The organism is Streptomyces sp. NPDC048291, from assembly GCF_043201715.1.
Classification (GTDB): Bacteria; Actinomycetota; Actinomycetes; order Streptomycetales; family Streptomycetaceae; genus Streptomyces.
On record NZ_JBICZC010000006.1, the window covers coordinates 149,669 to 164,339 of the forward strand.

At 71.2% G+C, this 14,671-nt stretch carries 14 protein-coding genes; 8 read left to right on the forward strand and 6 right to left on the reverse strand.

What is annotated here, in order from left to right; translation table 11 throughout:
- The first annotated feature begins 42 nt into the window (after positions 1–42).
- The gene (locus ACGF5O_RS17440; RefSeq protein ID WP_393810744.1) at positions 43–1,032 is read left to right on the forward strand and encodes a DUF5926 family protein; all 990 of its coding nucleotides are present in this window, start codon (positions 43–45) and stop codon (positions 1,030–1,032) included.
- 256 nt (positions 1,033–1,288) lie between these two features.
- Here the strand turns inward: ACGF5O_RS17440 and ACGF5O_RS17445 are convergent, their stop codons facing one another.
- Both ACGF5O_RS17445 and ACGF5O_RS17450 read right to left on the reverse strand, forming a co-directional pair.
- Complete coding sequence (locus ACGF5O_RS17445) at positions 1,289–1,852, reverse strand: hypothetical protein (protein ID WP_393810745.1); 564 nt, start codon at positions 1,850–1,852, stop codon at positions 1,289–1,291.
- Between the two features lie 54 nt (positions 1,853–1,906).
- A complete protein-coding gene (locus ACGF5O_RS17450) occupies positions 1,907–2,581 on the reverse strand; it encodes a bifunctional DNA primase/polymerase (RefSeq protein ID WP_393810746.1) in 675 nt (224 codons plus the stop codon).
- 700 nt (positions 2,582–3,281) lie between these two features.
- On the opposite strand from ACGF5O_RS17450, the gene ACGF5O_RS17455 reads away from it, so the two are divergent.
- Both ACGF5O_RS17455 and ACGF5O_RS17460 read left to right on the forward strand, forming a co-directional pair.
- Positions 3,282–4,676: a PP2C family protein-serine/threonine phosphatase gene (locus tag ACGF5O_RS17455; protein WP_393810747.1), complete on the forward strand. Its 1,395-nt coding sequence runs from the start codon at positions 3,282–3,284 to the stop codon at positions 4,674–4,676.
- A gap of 101 nt (positions 4,677–4,777) precedes the next feature.
- On the forward strand, positions 4,778–6,238 hold the full coding sequence (locus tag ACGF5O_RS17460; RefSeq protein WP_393810748.1) for an aminopeptidase P family protein: 1,461 nt from the start codon (positions 4,778–4,780) through the stop codon (positions 6,236–6,238).
- 119 nt (positions 6,239–6,357) lie between these two features.
- Here the strand turns inward: ACGF5O_RS17460 and ACGF5O_RS17465 are convergent, their stop codons facing one another.
- The 4 genes from ACGF5O_RS17465 to ACGF5O_RS17480 all read right to left on the reverse strand — a co-directional run bounded on the left by ACGF5O_RS17465 (position 6,358) and on the right by ACGF5O_RS17480 (position 9,294).
- Positions 6,358–7,179: a triphosphoribosyl-dephospho-CoA synthase gene (locus tag ACGF5O_RS17465; protein ID WP_393810749.1), complete on the reverse strand. Its 822-nt coding sequence runs from the start codon at positions 7,177–7,179 to the stop codon at positions 6,358–6,360.
- Positions 7,180–7,189: 10 nt separating this feature from the next.
- Entirely contained in the window at positions 7,190–8,131 is a 942-nt protein-coding gene (locus ACGF5O_RS17470; RefSeq protein WP_393810750.1) for an intradiol ring-cleavage dioxygenase, read from the reverse strand.
- 99 nt (positions 8,132–8,230) lie between these two features.
- The gene (locus ACGF5O_RS17475) at positions 8,231–8,806 is read right to left on the reverse strand and encodes a GNAT family protein (protein ID WP_362580762.1); all 576 of its coding nucleotides are present in this window, start codon (positions 8,804–8,806) and stop codon (positions 8,231–8,233) included.
- 38 nt (positions 8,807–8,844) lie between these two features.
- Positions 8,845–9,294 (reverse strand): ATP-binding protein, encoded by a 450-nt coding sequence (locus ACGF5O_RS17480; RefSeq protein WP_393810751.1) that lies wholly within the window; start codon positions 9,292–9,294, stop codon positions 8,845–8,847.
- 268 nt (positions 9,295–9,562) lie between these two features.
- On the opposite strand from ACGF5O_RS17480, the gene ACGF5O_RS17485 reads away from it, so the two are divergent.
- The 5 genes from ACGF5O_RS17485 (at position 9,563) to ACGF5O_RS17505 (ending at position 14,670) form a co-directional block, all read left to right on the forward strand.
- Positions 9,563–10,432, forward strand: a complete 870-nt coding sequence (locus ACGF5O_RS17485; protein WP_393810752.1) for a hypothetical protein — start codon at positions 9,563–9,565, stop codon at positions 10,430–10,432.
- Positions 10,433–10,582: 150 nt separating this feature from the next.
- Positions 10,583–11,332 (forward strand): YcnI family protein, encoded by a 750-nt coding sequence (locus tag ACGF5O_RS17490; protein WP_393810753.1) that lies wholly within the window; start codon positions 10,583–10,585, stop codon positions 11,330–11,332.
- 161 nt (positions 11,333–11,493) lie between these two features.
- Positions 11,494–12,147, forward strand: coding sequence for an SCO family protein (locus ACGF5O_RS17495; protein ID WP_393810754.1), 654 nt, complete (start codon positions 11,494–11,496; stop codon positions 12,145–12,147).
- The gene (locus tag ACGF5O_RS17500) at positions 12,144–12,614 is read left to right on the forward strand and encodes a copper chaperone PCu(A)C (protein WP_393810755.1); all 471 of its coding nucleotides are present in this window, start codon (positions 12,144–12,146) and stop codon (positions 12,612–12,614) included. Before ACGF5O_RS17495 ends, ACGF5O_RS17500 begins: the two co-directional genes overlap by 4 nt.
- Positions 12,615–12,627: 13 nt before the next feature.
- A complete protein-coding gene (locus ACGF5O_RS17505; RefSeq protein ID WP_393810756.1) occupies positions 12,628–14,670 on the forward strand; it encodes a copper resistance CopC/CopD family protein in 2,043 nt (680 codons plus the stop codon).
- Position 14,671: the final 1 nt, after the last annotated feature.

Consider the following 14,671-nt stretch of genomic DNA (forward strand, 5'->3'; position numbering starts at 1 on the left):
GCTCCGCCCGTACGAGACGAGCCGTAACCGGGAGACACCCAGATGGCCAAGAAGCGACCCCAGACGACGGCCACGCGGCCGCAGCTCAGCGATGCGGCCCGCGCCGAAGGCGCTGATGTGAACTATCCGGTTGTCGGTGCCCGTGAACCCTGCCCCTGCGGCAGCGGCCGCCGCTACAAGGCCTGCCACGGCCGGGCGGCGGCGCACGCGACGACCGAGCTGGTGCACCGCCCGTTCGAGGGGCTGGCCGGCGAGGGCGACTGGGTGGCGCTGCGCGAGCTGGTGCCCGCCGCCACCGTCGAGCTGACCCTGAAGGACGGTCTGCCCGAGGGCGTCCCCTCGGTCACGCTCGCCACCGTGCTGCCGATGGCCTGGCCGGCGCTGCGCCGCGACGACGGCACGGTCCTGCTCGGCCTGCAGAACGACACGGCCTCCGGCGACATCAGCCGCGACCTCGCCGACACCCTCCGGCGTGCCCTCGCCGCCGAGCCGGGCACCCCGGTGCAGAGCCGCCGTGCCCCCGCCGACAGCCCCCGGCTGCAGGACCTGCTCGACCCGAAGGGCCCGTTCGAGCCAGTTGTGCACGACGGCTTCGAGTTCTGGGTGCAGGACGCGGAGAACGCCACCCCGGACGTGGCCGCCTCCCTGGAGCGGGCCAACGCGGCGGCCATCCCGACGGTGAAGCTGACCGGCGTCGACTCCGCCTACTGGTGCGAGACGCCCACGAAGAACCATCTGCGGTGGGTCATGCCGTACCCCGAGGAGCAGCTTCTGGACGCTCTCGCGCGGCTGCACGCGGCGGGCCGGTCCGGGCTCGGCGAAGGGACCCGGCTGGTCGGTTCCTTCCGCGCCCACGGCCTCACCGTGCCGGTCTGGGACCTGCCGAGCGGGGTCGGCGCGGAGGACGTGGAGAAGCCGGCCGCCGAGTTCGCCGAGCGGCTCGCGACCGCCCTGGCCTCGGAGGCACCGCTCACCGCGGACGAGCGGCGGGCCCGCGGCGGACTGACCAACCGACAGGTCACGCTCAGCTGACGATCAGCCGGCGAGCAGTGCGGACACAGGGTCGCGGCTGACCGGTCGGTCAGCCGCCCCAGGCCCGTCGACCCGGGTGACTCCTGTCACAACTTCCCTACACGGCAAGCAAATACGTGTCCGAATAGCCGAGATCGAATTTGCGAACCGCCGATCTCTTGTTACCGTCTCAGTAGCCCGGTTGCTGGTGCATCCCCCGTCGCCAGCAACCGGGCCTTTTCATGCCCGCGTCCGCTGTACGGACCGCAGCGATTCGTCAACTCCCGTTTGACCGCTGGGAGTTGCCCGCAGCAGGGCCCCCGGGGCCGGCGTCCCCCGAGTTGCTCGCGGAGCGCAGCAGCAGGGGGCCGTCGTCGTCGCCTGCCGCGAACTCCGTGACGGCCGTGTAGTCGTCCAGCGTGCCCCGGGTGTGCTCCCGGGGCGTCTCACAGGTGGCGGGCTCGTCGTCGGCCGCGGCATCGGCGGCGCAGTGCGTCTGGACGGTGCGGCCGTTCGGGCCGAGGAGGCTCAGCACGCCCTCCAGGGCCGCTCCGGTGGCGTTGCGGTAGTAGGTGCGCGCCCAGGTGTCCGCGCCCTGGGCCATCACGCAGGTCTGCGCCTCGACGCCGTCGGGCGAGGTGAGTTCGGGACCGCAGCGGGCCGCCGTGGCGAGGCCCAGGCCGAGCACCAGGGGGGACCGGACGGGCACCGGCAGCTTCTCGTCGTCGTGCCGGGCGGGGTGTGCGCCGGCATCGCCCACCTGTCCTGCGGACGCCACGGCCAGCGGCAGCGCGACCGCGCACACCATGACGCCCGCGAGGGCGAGTAGACGCACGTTCATGTGCGGAGGGTAACCAGACGGACGCGACAAGCCGGGTTCTCGCGCCCGACACCCCTACAACTCGGGTGCGCTCACACCCGTACGGGTGAGGGCGTCGACCACGGCGTCCACCACGGCCTCCACATCGGGCACCCAGGGCTTGGCCGAGCCGGGCAGCGGGGCCCGCTCCCAGCGGATGGCGCCCTGGCCGGTCTCGGAGGGCGGCAGGGCGAGATAGCCGCCCTCGCCGTGGAAGCGGAGCGAGCCGGGGACGAAGTCCTTGGCGTAGAGCAGCTCGCCCAGTTGCTCCATGGAGTACGGCTTGACCAGCAGCGCCCAGCGGGTGGGCGCTGCGACCACCGGGCCGAGGCGCATGCCGCGGCGGTCGAGGAGGGTGAGGGCGCGGGAGGCGGCGAGGGCCGGCAGGCTGACCGCGCAGGGCGCCGCGCCGCCGGTTGCTCCGGTGGCGAGGAGGATCGGGGCCGTCGGCCGGTTCCCCCACCACCAGCGGACCATGCGCGCGTCGGTGGTGGCGGCGAGCAGGCCGGGGTCGAAGGGGTGTGCACCGGGCACCGTGCACTCGGGGTCGGGACACGCGCACCGGGCCCGCCCCTGAGGGTGGGGAGCCACGCCCGGGAGTACGGGCCACTGCCATTCCGTCGCGAAGGTCAGGGCCGCGCCGAGAAGCTCAGGCCCCTTGTCGTTCCGCCTGGACAGGAGCCTGCGTCGCCTTCCGAGGATCTCGCGCATGAGCGCTCGTTCCTTTCCGTTGCACCGCTGGCAACACCGAGGACCACATCACATCATGTGTCGATCACTGCACTGTGCGTACCTGTTGGCGCATCACACCCCTGCGCTGGGCAAGGGGAACCCCTCGGGGTCGAGCGGGGGCCGCGCCCGCGTTCACAAGAACTGCGTCGTACTGCTCGTACGTCGTACTGCTTGTACGTCGTACTACTCGCACTGCTCGCACTACGTCTCGTACTGCGTCTATCAAAAGCACGGCCACGGCGTGGGGGTGGCGAAGTCTGGCGTTTTGCCGTTCCGAGTGTTTCTCTCCGCCTCCGCCACGGGAGGATGGGGCACGGTCGTCGGTGGTTAAGACGCCCGGGTCCGTCGCCAGGTTCCGGGTAGTCCCCCAACCACCCCTGGCCTTCTCCGAGTACGTACCCATCACGACCGCTGTGACGCTCCGTGGAGCAAGGCCAGTCGACCGCAATGAACCGTTGCCCGAGTCAGTTTTAAGCCAACTTCGTTTTTGTGCAAGCCGTCCGGGAGAACACCTCGAGAACACCCCAAGAGGCCCACGGACACCAGGAATCCCGGCAGGACAATGCTGGACATCCCCTCACGAGTGCGTGTACATGTGGAGACACTGCCAGCGGCGCAGAAGGACATGGGGGTTTGCGATGCTTTTGAGCAATACGCACAGGTCTGAAAGCCGGACGCGATGAACGCCCCGCACCCTCCGAAAGTGGCTGGAATCGATTCAACGGTCCCCACTCCCGCACACACTGTCGCGCCGGTCCACCCCGCTCCGGCCGCCCCGGCCGCGCCTCCCGTCCCGAAGGCCCCCGCCGCCGCGGCCCCCGGCACCGTCCTCCAGGACCGGCTGGCCGGGTGGGTCTCCGACCTCACCACCCTGCACGAACTGACCGAACGGCTCACCCGGACCGGCGCGCTGGAGCCGGCCCTCCAGGAGCTGCTGCGCGCCGGTGCCGCTCTGGTGGGCGCCCGGCGCGGCCTGGTGGTGCTGGAGCCCGCCGACGGGCTCGGCCCGCACCGCACGCTCGGCCTCGGACTCGGCCGCGCGGACCTCGGCCACCTGGAGACCGTCCCGCGCGGCGCGCTGCCGTACGACACCGGTGCCGCCGCCGAGACCGCGCATCCCGACCTGTTCGCCGAGGACGGCCTCGACCCGCGCCACCGCGAGGTCGCCGCCCGCCTCGGTTACGCCGCCAGCTACGCGCTCCCCCTCGTCACCGACGCCGCCGACCGCCTCGGCGCGGTCGCCTGGCTGTACGACGAGCCGGCCGAACCGAACGAGCGCCAGCGCCACCTCGTCGGCCTGTACGTGCGGTACGCGGCCGAGCACCTGGCCCGGCTGCTGGAGGTCGAGCGCACGCGCGCGTGCATGGCGACCATCGCCGAGGAACTGCTCCCCTCCCGGCTGCCCCGGGTGGCCGGCGTCCAGCTCGCCGCCCGGCACCGCACCGGCCCGCGCGGCGGCGGCGACTGGTACGACGCGCTGCCGCTGCCCGACGCCGCCCTCGGCCTCGCCGTCGGCTCGGTCACCGGCTCGGGACCGAGCGCGGTGGCCGCGATGGGCCGGCTGCGCGCCTCGCTGCGGGCGTACGCCGTGATGGAGGGCGAGGACCCGGTCGCGGTCCTCTCCGACCTGGAACTGCTGCTGCGGCTGACCGAACCGGCCCGCTCGGCCACCGCCCTGTTCGCCTACTGCGAACCCGGGCTGCGCAAGGTCACCCTCGCCGGGGCCGGACACAGCCCGCCGCTGCTGATCGGGGAGCACCGCACCGAGTTCGCGGAGACCTCGGTCTCCGCGCCGCTGGGCATGCTCGCCTGCTGGGAGGCGCCCAGCGTGGAGATCGAGGCGGAAGCAGGCGAAACCGTCCTCCTCTACACCGACGGACTGCTGCACCGCACCGGGGACCCCATGGACCGCGCCTTCGCCCGGCTGCACACCGCCGCCGCGAGCGTCCCGCGCGCGCTGCGCCACGACCCCGGGGCAATCGCCGACCACGTCCTGCGCACGGTGCTGCCGGACGGCCTGGACGAGGCCGACAGCGAGGAGGACGTGATCCTGCTGGCGGCCCGGTTCGACTGACGGGCCGGCCGGGAGTCTCACATCGCCGGGAGTCCTACGGCCCTGGGACCCCGTCCGGTACGAACGTACGATGGACGGGATCCACAGCAGTGTCGAGGAGGATGAACGTGGCCGACGAGCTCCCGGAGACCCCGGAAGAGAGCGAAGAGCCGATCAAGCAGCGCAAGAACGGCCTGTACCCGGGCGTGTCCGACGAGCTCGCCGAGAGTATGAAGTCCGGCTGGGCCGATACGGAACTGCGCGATCTCAAGCCCATCGAGCAGGCCGGGCACACCGCCCGCCGCCGCGCCGAGCTGTCCGCCCGCTTCCCGGGCGAGCGCCTGGTGATCCCGGCCGGCAACCTGAAGACCAGGTCGAACGACACGGACTACCCGTTCCGGGCGTCCGTCGAGTACGTCTACCTGACCGGCAACCAGACCGAGGACGGCGTACTCGTCCTGGAGCCGAAGGACGACGGCCACGTGGCCACCGTCTACCTGCTGCCCCGCTCCGACCGCGAGAACGGCGAGTTCTGGCTCTCCGGGCAGGGCGAGCTGTGGGTGGGCCGCCGCCACTCGCTGACCGAGTCCGAGGCGCTCTACGGCATCCCCGCCGCCGACGTGCGCGAGCTGGCCGACCAGCTGCGCGAGGCCACCGGCCCGGTACGGGTCGTCCGCGGGTACGACGCCGGCATCCAGGCCGCGCTGACCGACAAGGTCACCGCCGAGCGCGACGAGGAGCTGCGGGTCTTCCTCTCCGAGGCGCGGCTGGTCAAGGACGAGTGGGAGGTCGGCGAGCTGCAGAAGGCCGTCGACTCCACGGCCCGCGGCTTCGAGGACGTCGTGAAGGTCCTCGACAAGGCCGAGGCCACGAGCGAGCGCTACATCGAGGGCACGTTCTTCCTCCGCGCACGCGTGGAGGGCAACGACATCGGCTACGGCTCCATCTGCGCGGCCGGCCCGCACGCCTGCACGCTGCACTGGGTCCGCAACGACGGCCCGGTCCGCTCGGGCGACCTGCTCCTGCTGGACGCGGGCGTCGAGACGCACAGTCTGTACACCGCCGACGTCACGCGCACGCTGCCGATCGACGGCACGTACAGCGAGATCCAGAAGAAGATCTACGACGCCGTGTACGACTCCCAGGAGGCCGGCATCGCGGCCGTGCAGCCGGGCGCCAAGTACCGCGACTTCCACGATGCCGCGCAGCGGGTGCTGGCCGAGCGGCTCGTCGAGTGGGGGCTCGTGGAGGGGCCGGTCGAGCGGGTGCTGGAGCTGGGGCTGCAGCGCCGGTGGACGCTGCACGGCACCGGGCACATGCTCGGGCTCGACGTCCACGACTGTGCTGCCGCGCGGACCGAGACGTATGTGGAGGGCGTCCTGGAGGCGGGGATGGTGCTCACCGTCGAGCCGGGGCTGTACTTCCAGGCCGACGATCTGACCGTGCCGGAGGAGTACCGGGGGATCGGGGTGCGGATCGAGGACGACATCCTGGTGACGGCCGACGGGAACCGGAACCTCAGCGCGGGGCTGCCGCGCCGTTCCGACGAGGTCGAGAGCTGGATGGCTTCGCTGAAGGGCTGACGGATGTGACATGGCCGGGTACCTGGGTGGGTGCCCGGCCATCGTTGCGCTCTGCGGGTTTCGTGTGGTTGCTCGCGCCCGCGCGGCGGCAGCCGCAAATCGAATACAGCCCCGCGCCCCTAAAGGGGCGCTGCAGACAGCCCATCCAGAAACAACGCTCCGGCCAGGAGGCCCGCGCTGCCCCTCGGGCTCCAGCCCTTTTCGTGCAGGTCCGCGTCGAGGGCTCGCAGAGCCTGCGCGCCCGGCTCCGTCGCCGTGCCGCCCGCGTCCAGTACCGCTCGGGCTCCCGACTGGACCTGGCGCAGGCCGAACGGGCCCGCGGTGTAGAGGAGTTCGGTGTCCTGGAGGGTGGACATCACCGTCAGTAAAGCGTCCAGGCGGGCCTGGTTCTCGGTGGCGCCCGCCTTGCGGGCCGTCGCCAGCGCGTCCAGTGCCCTGCGTACGTGCGGGAATCCGGCCCTGGCCTCGCCCCGGGCGCCGGCCGCGCCGTACTTCGCGGAGATCGACGAGCCCCGGGAGGGACGCTTGGGAGCGCCCTTGTCGTTGAACGCGGCGATCTTCCGGGCGTTCATGGCCATCTCGCGGGCCTTGGCGCGGGGGTCGAGGGCGGCCGCGGCGACCAGGAAGCCGAGGGCCCACAGGGCGCCCTTGTGGCCGCCGCCGGCCAGGCCGACCGAGTGCTCGGTGCACCGGCCGATCGCACCGAGCTCCGCCCGCAGCACCGGAGTGGCTTCGCCGGTACGGCGGGCGGAGGCGGCCATCGCCGCGAGGCCGGGCGCCAGTGCCCTGGCCGACCAGCGCAGACTGTCGTGCTCCCGGCGCTTGCTGCGGGCGTCCAGGTCACGCGGGTCGGGCAGGCCCGGCTTGGGGGCCAGGGCCAGCTGACCGGTGAGCGCGGCCACGGCGGCCTGCGCCAGCGCGTCGTCCTCGCGGCTTGTCATGTCCCTTACCTTATGAGGAGGCGGAGGCCGAAGGGGAGGCGCTGTCGCTGGGGGCGTCGCTCGGCGGCGTGCCCGTCGGCGCGTCGCTCGGCGGGGTGCCGCCGCCACCGCTGCCGGCGCCGGTGCTCTCGGCGTCCGGGTCGATGCCCAGGGTCAGCGAGCCCTTGTAGCCCTTCGAGGGGTCCTTCTTGTGCACGGCCTTCAGGGTCAGCAGACCGCTGGAGGCGCCGCCGCCGTCGTACACCATGTCGTCGGCGAGGACGGTGTAGCTGCCGCTGTGCTTCGAGTAGGGCTCGAGCGTGAAGATCTCCTCGGCGATGTCGTCGTCGAAGAAGAGCTGGCCCGTGTAGTTGACCTTGCCGCCCTCGTAGGTGCCGTCCTCCTTCTCGCCGCCCGTGTGCACCTTCACGTGGATGTGGCAGGTGCGCGGGGTGTACCAGCCCGGGAAGATCGTCTCGAACTTGACGACCCCGTTGGCGTTGGCGATCTGGTAACCGCGCAGGTAGGTCTGGTCGTCGGCGGAGTCGCCCTCCTCGCTCTCCGCGGGGGCGGAGCCGCCGGGGTTGGCGGTGGTGTAGCCGGAGTAGTAGCCCCAGGCGTCGCAGTGCCAGATCTCGACCGCGGCGCCCTTGACCGGGGTGCAGCCGTCGGTGGCGTCGACGACGGTCAGGCGCAGGGTCAGCGGAACGCCGGCCTTGCCCTCGGTGATGTCCTTGCGCACCAAGGCACCATCGAGGTAGTACGGGCCCTCCGTGACGCTGGTCATCAGCGTCATGCACTCACTGCTGGTGGAGGCGGCGGAGGCCGTGGCGTCCGCGTCGGTGCTGTCGGTCGTGTCGGCGAAGGCCGACTGGAAGCCGGCGACCGCGAGGCCGCCGGCCGCCACCGTGCCGCCGGAGACCGCGAGGGCACGGCGGCGGGTGATCGACGTGTTTTTGTGGTTTCCCGTCATGGCCGACGAAGCTATGAACGTCGTTTGTCAGGGGCATGGGCGGGAGCTGGCAACGACCTGTGAACGCCCAGGAAGCTGAACCAGTCGGGAAGCCACTGGTCACAGCGCCGGGACGCGGTCGTGCAGGACCCGCTGGAACAGCCGGCTGTCCCGCCATTCTCCATCGATGTGCAGATACTGCGGGGCATCCCCGATCGTCTCGAACCCGCATTTCTTCAGCACCCGTTGGGAGGTCGTGTTCTCGATCAGGGTGGACGCCTCGATCCGGTGAAGTCCCACCACGTCCCGGGCGATCTCGCAGACCCGCTCCAGGGCCGCGGTGGCCAGACCTCGGCCCTGCTGATCACCGGCCACCCAATAGCCGACGTAGGAACTGCAGAAAGGGCCGAGGGAAATCCCGGAAAGAGTGATCGCCCCGACGATCCGGCCGTCCTCGGCCGACTCCATGAGCCAGGGCGCCACGAGGCCGTCGGCAGCCTGTCCCACCAGGCCTTCGATGCGCTCGGTCTGACCCTCGACGGTGAAGAAGGACTCGGGTCTGACCGGTTCCCAGGGTTCGAGATGACGTCGGTTGCCGACGTATGCGGCACACAGCGCTTTCGCGTCGCCGACGGCAATGGGACGCAATATCACACCGGGGATGAGCAGGCTTTCTTTAATCTTTCTGAGAATCATGCGCGCACCCTAGCGCGGGTGTTATGCCGGAGCGAGAGTCATGCCGAAAGCAGGGAAGGATCTTTCTTCCACTTGAGGATCTTGTCGAAGCTGACCACGGTGCCGCCGCGGCCCGGCTTGTTGCCGATGTGGACGTGATCCGCGAGTTCTCTGATGAGACAGAGGCCTCTCCCGTTCTCGGCGTCGGGACGGGCGGGCCTGAGGTCCTGGGTACGGGCGAACCCGGGAGCGAGCCCCGGCCCCGAATCGGCCACCTCGATACGGCACTTCTCGCCGTCCAGGTAGGCGGTGACCCGGTACGCCTCCGAGGGACGGCCGGCCCCGCCGTGCTCGACGGCGTTCGCACAGGCCTCGCTGAGGGCGACGGAGAGGTCGTAGGAGATGTCGGGGTCGACGCCCGCCGTCTCCATCGTGCCGATCAGCAGCCGTCGGGCGAGCGGCACGCTCGCGGCCTCACGCCGCAGATGGAGTGACCACCAGATGCTCATGCTCCAGCCTCCCGGCCGCGGCTCGACATACCGATACCTATTGCCACCCGTGCGCGGGTGTAAGCACTCCGTTCATGTGAGAACGCCCATCCGGGGGATGCGCGGGTGGAGGTTTCGGTGTATGAGCGGGTGGTTCGTCACAAGGATGATCTTTCGATTCTTTCCGGCGAACACCGCTCACGGGCGCAACGGAATCCCTCCGGGCGTAACGGAATCTTCCGGACCTGACGTAAAGCGGGTGCGGGTCCAGTGCGATGATGAGCCCGCCATGACTGCCCCCCACCCGCGCGCGGCGCGCACCGGAAGCGGACTGCGGCTCCTGCGGGCCGCGGTGTTCGCCGCGCTCTGCGTGCTGCTGGCCGCGGCGGGGCACACCCTGGCCTCCTGCGCGACCGTTCCGCTGTGGACGCTCGGCGCGGGCTTCCTGGGCACCCTGGCACTCGTCGTCCCGCTGACCGGCCGGGCCCGCTCGCTGCCCGGGATCGTGGCGCTGCTCGCGGTCGTGCAGACCGTCCTCCACACGCTGTTCGGCCTCGGTCAGCACGGTGGTTCCGCGATGTCCGGCGGCTCGATGTCCGCGTCGTCCATGGCATCCATGCCGTCGATGTCGTCGGTGTCCCTGAGCGACGCCTCGCTGGTGGAGCGGGCCGCACGGCTGGTGTGCGGGGCAGGGGCGGCGCAGATCAGTCCCGCCCACGCGTACAGGATCCTCACGGACGCGCATCTCAGCACCTCGGTTCCGGCCACCGGCACGAGCGGGGCGGCCCATGCCGCGGACGCCGCCGGGGCCTCCGGCTCGCTGCTGCCGTCCGTGCCCATGCTGCTCGGACACGTGCTCGCGGCCGTCGTGGCCGGGTGGCTGCTGCGCCGGGGCGACCTGGCGCTGCTGCGGCTGATCCGGTTGTCGGCCGATTCGGCGCACGGGGTCGCCGAGGGGGCGCTGATCCGTTCCCTGCGCGGTGCGCTCGCGCTGACGCGCGCCCTGTGCGCCGGGCTCATGGCCGTACCCGAGGCACCCGCGCGTGACCGCCGCAGCGCCTGGGACATACCGTCCGCCCCGCGCACGGTCGCGCTCCAGCACTCGGTGATCCGGCGCGGGCCGCCCGCGGCCGCCGCCGTACTCGTTCTCGCCGCCTGACACGACGCGACCAGAGCACTCCCCGGGGTCTGCCCGGATCCGGAGGGGCCGGCCGCCGTCGTGCGGCACGCGCGCGTGCGTTTTCCGCACGCCCCCTTAACGACAGAACTCACTCGGAGTGGAGTGCTCCCTGCCATGAAGGCTTCCGCCATGAAGGCCTCTCGTATCGCCGCCGTCGCCGCCGTCACGGGTACGGCCGTGCTGGCCGTCACCTCGCCCGCGTTCGCGCACGTCAGCGTGCAGCCCGAGGGCACCGCCGCCAAGGGCGGTTACGCGGTCATCGACTTCAAGGTCCCCAACGAGCGCGACGACGCCTCGACCACCAAGGTCGAGGTCAGCTTCCCCGCGGACCACCCGATCGCGTCCGTGATGCCGCAGCCGATGGCCGGCTGGAAGATCGACGTCACCAAGTCCAAGCTGGCCAAGCCGCTGGAGATGCACGGCGAGAAGATCGACCAGGCGGTCACCAAGGTCACCTGGACCGCCGAGGACAAGGGCATCGAGCCGGGCTACTTCCAGAAGTTCCCGCTCTCCGTGGGCGCCCTGCCCGAGAACACCGACGAACTGGTCTTCAAGGCCGTCCAGACGTACTCCAACAAGGAGGTCGTCCGCTGGATCGAGGTCCAGCAGGAGGGCCAGGACGAGCCGGAGAACCCGGCCCCGGTCCTCGCGCTCTCCGCCGCCACGGGCGACCACCACGGGTCCGCCGCGGCCGAGGGCACCGCCGAGGAGACCTCCGCCAAGACCGAGACCACCGCATCCGACGACTCCGGCTCCACGGGCGGCAGTGACACCACCGCCCGCGTCCTCGGTGTCGTCGGCATCGTCGTCGGCGCGGCCGGGGTCGCCTACGGCGTCCTCGCCGGCCGCCGCCGGACCACCACCGGTACCGAGGCCTGAGTTCCGCGTCCGTAACGCGCACAGGGGGTCGTGCGACGCTGTCGTAGCGACCGTCGCAACGGCTGTCGCGGTAGCTGTCGCAGCAGTTCTCGCAGCTGTCGGACAGCTGTCGTTCGGCCCCCCGGTGCGTGCCGGATCTCTCACATCTGGGACATTTTCGTATGCGCAAGAAGACGTTCGCCGCGGCCGCGCTGCTCGCCGCCGCCACCCTGACCCTCTCCGCCTGCGGCAGCGGCGACGACTCCACGTCACCCGTCACGGTGGTCGGCGAGGACACCTCGAACAAGGCCGCGACCATCCTGGACACGCCGTTCGGGAAGCCGGACCTGGTGCTCACCGACACCAAGGGCGAGAAGTACGACCTGCGCGCGGAGACCAAGGGCAGGCCGACGCTGGTCTACTTCGGCTACACGCACTGCCCCGACGTCTGCCCGCTGACCATGAACAACCTCGCGGTCGCCAAGAAGTCGCTGTCCAAGGCCGACCAGGCGAAGCTGCGGGTCGTGTTCGTCACCACCGACCCGGCCCGCGACACCCCCTCCGAACTCGGCAAGTGGCTCAAGGGCATCGACCCGAGCTTCGTCGGGCTGACCGGCGACTTCGCCACCATCCAGGCCGGCGCCCGCACCCTCGGCATCGCCATCGAGCCGACCCACAAGGACAAGAAGACCGGCAAGGTCGTCTCGGTGCACGGCACCCAGGTCATCGCGTTCTCGCCGAAGACCGACGGCGGATACGTCCTCTACGGCGAGGACGCCACCGTCGACGACTACACCAAGGACCTCCCCAAGCTGATCAAGGGGGAGAACCCGTGAAACCCCTCAGGCGCTCCGCCCTGACCGGGATAGCGATCGCGGGGGCGCTGGCCGCCCTCGCGGGCTGCGGCGGCTCGGGCTCGGGCTCCTCGGCGGCCGAGTTGTCCGTCGGCGCCTCCTACATGCCGCAGCCGGTCTCCGCCGACATGGCCGCCGGATTCCTGACGATCACCAACAAGGGCGGCACGCAGGACGAGCTGACCTCCGTCACCAGCGCCTCCGCCGGCGAGATCACCATGCACGAGACCAACGGCGGGGCCATGGAGGAGGTCACCTCCTTCAAGGTGCCCGCACACGGTCAACTCGTGTTCAAAAGTGGGGGCAACCATCTGATGTTCGAGAAGCTGAAGCACCGCCCGGAGCAGGGCGACACGATCACCCTGAAACTCAAGTTCGCCGAATCCGGTCCGCTCACCGTCGAGATGCCGGTGAAGTCCGCCACGTACAACCCGTCGACCGGACACTGAGGGAGGACCGACCTTGATGCGGACCATCACCCCCCGCCTGCGCACCCTGGTGCTGCTGTTCCTCGCCGTCACCGGCGCGCTGCTGGCCGGCGCCGGGCCGGCCTCGGCGCACGCCGCGCTGACCGGCAGCGACCCCTCTCAGGGGGTGGTGGTCACCAAGGCACCCGACCAGGTCTCGCTCACGTTCTCCGAGAACGTGTCCATGAACGACAACTCGATCCGGGTCCTGGACCCCCAGGGCAAGCGGGTCGACCTGGCCAAGCCGGACAACCTGAGCGGGACGACGTACGGCGTGCAGCTCAAGAGCGGGCTGGGCAAGGGCACGTACACCGTCGCCTGGCAGGTCGTCTCGGCGGACAGCCACCCCGTCGCGGGCGCCTTCACCTTCTCCGTCGGGGCGCCCTCCAAGACCGTCGCCTCGGTCGGGGACCAGGAGGCGGGCGGCGGGGTCGTCGGCTGGCTCTACGGCTTCGGGCGGTACATGTCGTACGCCGGGTACATCGTGCTCGTCGGCGGCGCCGCCTTCGTCCTCGCCTGCTGGCAGCGCGGCTCCGGTGTACGGGCCATGCAGCGCCTGGTCGTCGGCGGCTGGCTGACGCTCACCGCCGCGACCCTCTGGCTGCTGCTCCTGCGCGGCTCCTACACGACCTCCGGCAGCGTCGGCGACATCTTCGACCTGAACCTCCTCGGCCAGGTCCTGCAGACCAAGACCGGCGCGGCCCTGGTCTCCCGGCTGCTGCTGCTCGCGGCGGCCGCCCTCTTCATCGCCGTCCTCTTCGGCGCCTACGACAAGCGCGAGGAAGAGGAGAAGCGCGACCTGACGTTCGGGCTCGCCATCGGCGGCACCGTCGTGGCCGCCGGGCTCGCGGCGAGCTGGGCCATGGCCGAGCACGCCTCCACCGGGCTCCAGCCGGGCATCGCGATGCCGGTCGACGTCATCCACCTGCTCGCCGTCGCCGCCTGGCTTGGCGGCCTCACCGCCCTGCTGGTCGCCCTCTACCGGGCACCCGCCGAAGCGCCGGTCGAGTCCGCCGCCGTACAACGCTTCTCCCGCGTCGCCTTCGGGTCGGTGCTCGCGCTGGTCGCCACCGGCATCTACCAGTCCTGGCGCCAGCTCGGCTCCTGGTCGGCGTTCACCGACACGGCGTACGGCGAGCTGCTGCTGGTCAAGATCGGGCTCGTGGCGCTGCTCGTCGGCATCGCCTCCATCTCGCGCCGGTGGACGGGGCGGCTCGCGACTGCCGGGGGGACGCGGGCCACCGACGAGGAAGAGACGGCACAGGAGAAGGAGACCGAGGAGCCGGAGGAGACCGAGGAGCCGGAGGAGACCGAGTCGTCGGAGGGGACGAAGGAGACGGTCAAGGCGTCGGTCGCCACGAAGGAGGCCTACGTCAAGGCCGCCGGGTCCGGCACCGGTGTCTCTGCCGCGTCCGGCGGCTCCGGCAAGGCCGGGTCCGCCGACGACGACCCCGAGCGGGCCGCCCAGCTCGCCCGGCAGCAGTCCGCCATGGACACCGCCCGGCAGAAGCGCCTCCGGGACGCCGACCCGCACCGCTTCGGCCTGCGCCGCTCGGTGCTCGCCGAGGCCGGGGTCGCCGTCGCCCTGCTCGCGGTCACCACCGTCCTGACGCAGACCGAGCCGGGCCGTACCGAGCAGGACGCCAAGGCGGCCACCGCCGCGACGTCCTCCTCCGCGTCGTCGAGCTCGTCCTCGGGCGCGCTGACCCTCGACATGTCCTTCGACACCGGCGGCAAGGACGGCAAGGGCGTCGTCCGCGTCGACCTGGACCCCGCGACCGTGGGCAGCAACGAGATGCACGTCTACGTCCAGCGTCCCAACGGCCGCGCGTTCGACATCCCCGAGGTGAAGGTCGCCTTCACCCTCGACGCCAAGAAGCTCGGCCCGCTTCCCGTGAACCCCGACCACGTCACCACCGGGCACTGGGCGGCCAACGGCGTGCAGATCCCCATCGCCGGCGACTGGAAGGTCTCCGTCACCGTCCGGACCTCCGACATCGACCAGGTGACCGTCTCCAAGAACGCGCAGATCGGCTGAA

Bases quoted from the DNA above. Each gene is read 5' to 3' on its own strand.
- ACGF5O_RS17485 (WP_393810752.1), top strand. From the start codon at position 9,563: ATGACTGCCCCCCACCCGCGCGCGGCGCGCACCGGAAGCGGACTGCGG.
- ACGF5O_RS17495 (WP_393810754.1), top strand. From the start codon at position 11,494: ATGCGCAAGAAGACGTTCGCCGCGGCCGCGCTGCTCGCCGCCGCCACC.
- ACGF5O_RS17475 (WP_362580762.1), bottom strand. From the start codon at position 8,806: ATGATTCTCAGAAAGATTAAAGAAAGCCTGCTCATCCCCGGTGTGATA.
- ACGF5O_RS17480 (WP_393810751.1), bottom strand. From the start codon at position 9,294: ATGAGCATCTGGTGGTCACTCCATCTGCGGCGTGAGGCCGCGAGCGTG.
- ACGF5O_RS17445 (WP_393810745.1), bottom strand. From the start codon at position 1,852: ATGAACGTGCGTCTACTCGCCCTCGCGGGCGTCATGGTGTGCGCGGTC.
- ACGF5O_RS17490 (WP_393810753.1), top strand. From the start codon at position 10,583: ATGAAGGCCTCTCGTATCGCCGCCGTCGCCGCCGTCACGGGTACGGCC.
- ACGF5O_RS17465 (WP_393810749.1), bottom strand. From the start codon at position 7,179: ATGACAAGCCGCGAGGACGACGCGCTGGCGCAGGCCGCCGTGGCCGCG.
- ACGF5O_RS17455 (WP_393810747.1), top strand. From the start codon at position 3,282: ATGAACGCCCCGCACCCTCCGAAAGTGGCTGGAATCGATTCAACGGTC.
- ACGF5O_RS17470 (WP_393810750.1), bottom strand. From the start codon at position 8,131: ATGACGGGAAACCACAAAAACACGTCGATCACCCGCCGCCGTGCCCTC.
- ACGF5O_RS17460 (WP_393810748.1), top strand. From the start codon at position 4,778: ATGAACGTGGCCGACGAGCTCCCGGAGACCCCGGAAGAGAGCGAAGAG.
- ACGF5O_RS17450 (WP_393810746.1), bottom strand. From the start codon at position 2,581: ATGCGCGAGATCCTCGGAAGGCGACGCAGGCTCCTGTCCAGGCGGAAC.
- ACGF5O_RS17440 (WP_393810744.1), top strand. From the start codon at position 43: ATGGCCAAGAAGCGACCCCAGACGACGGCCACGCGGCCGCAGCTCAGC.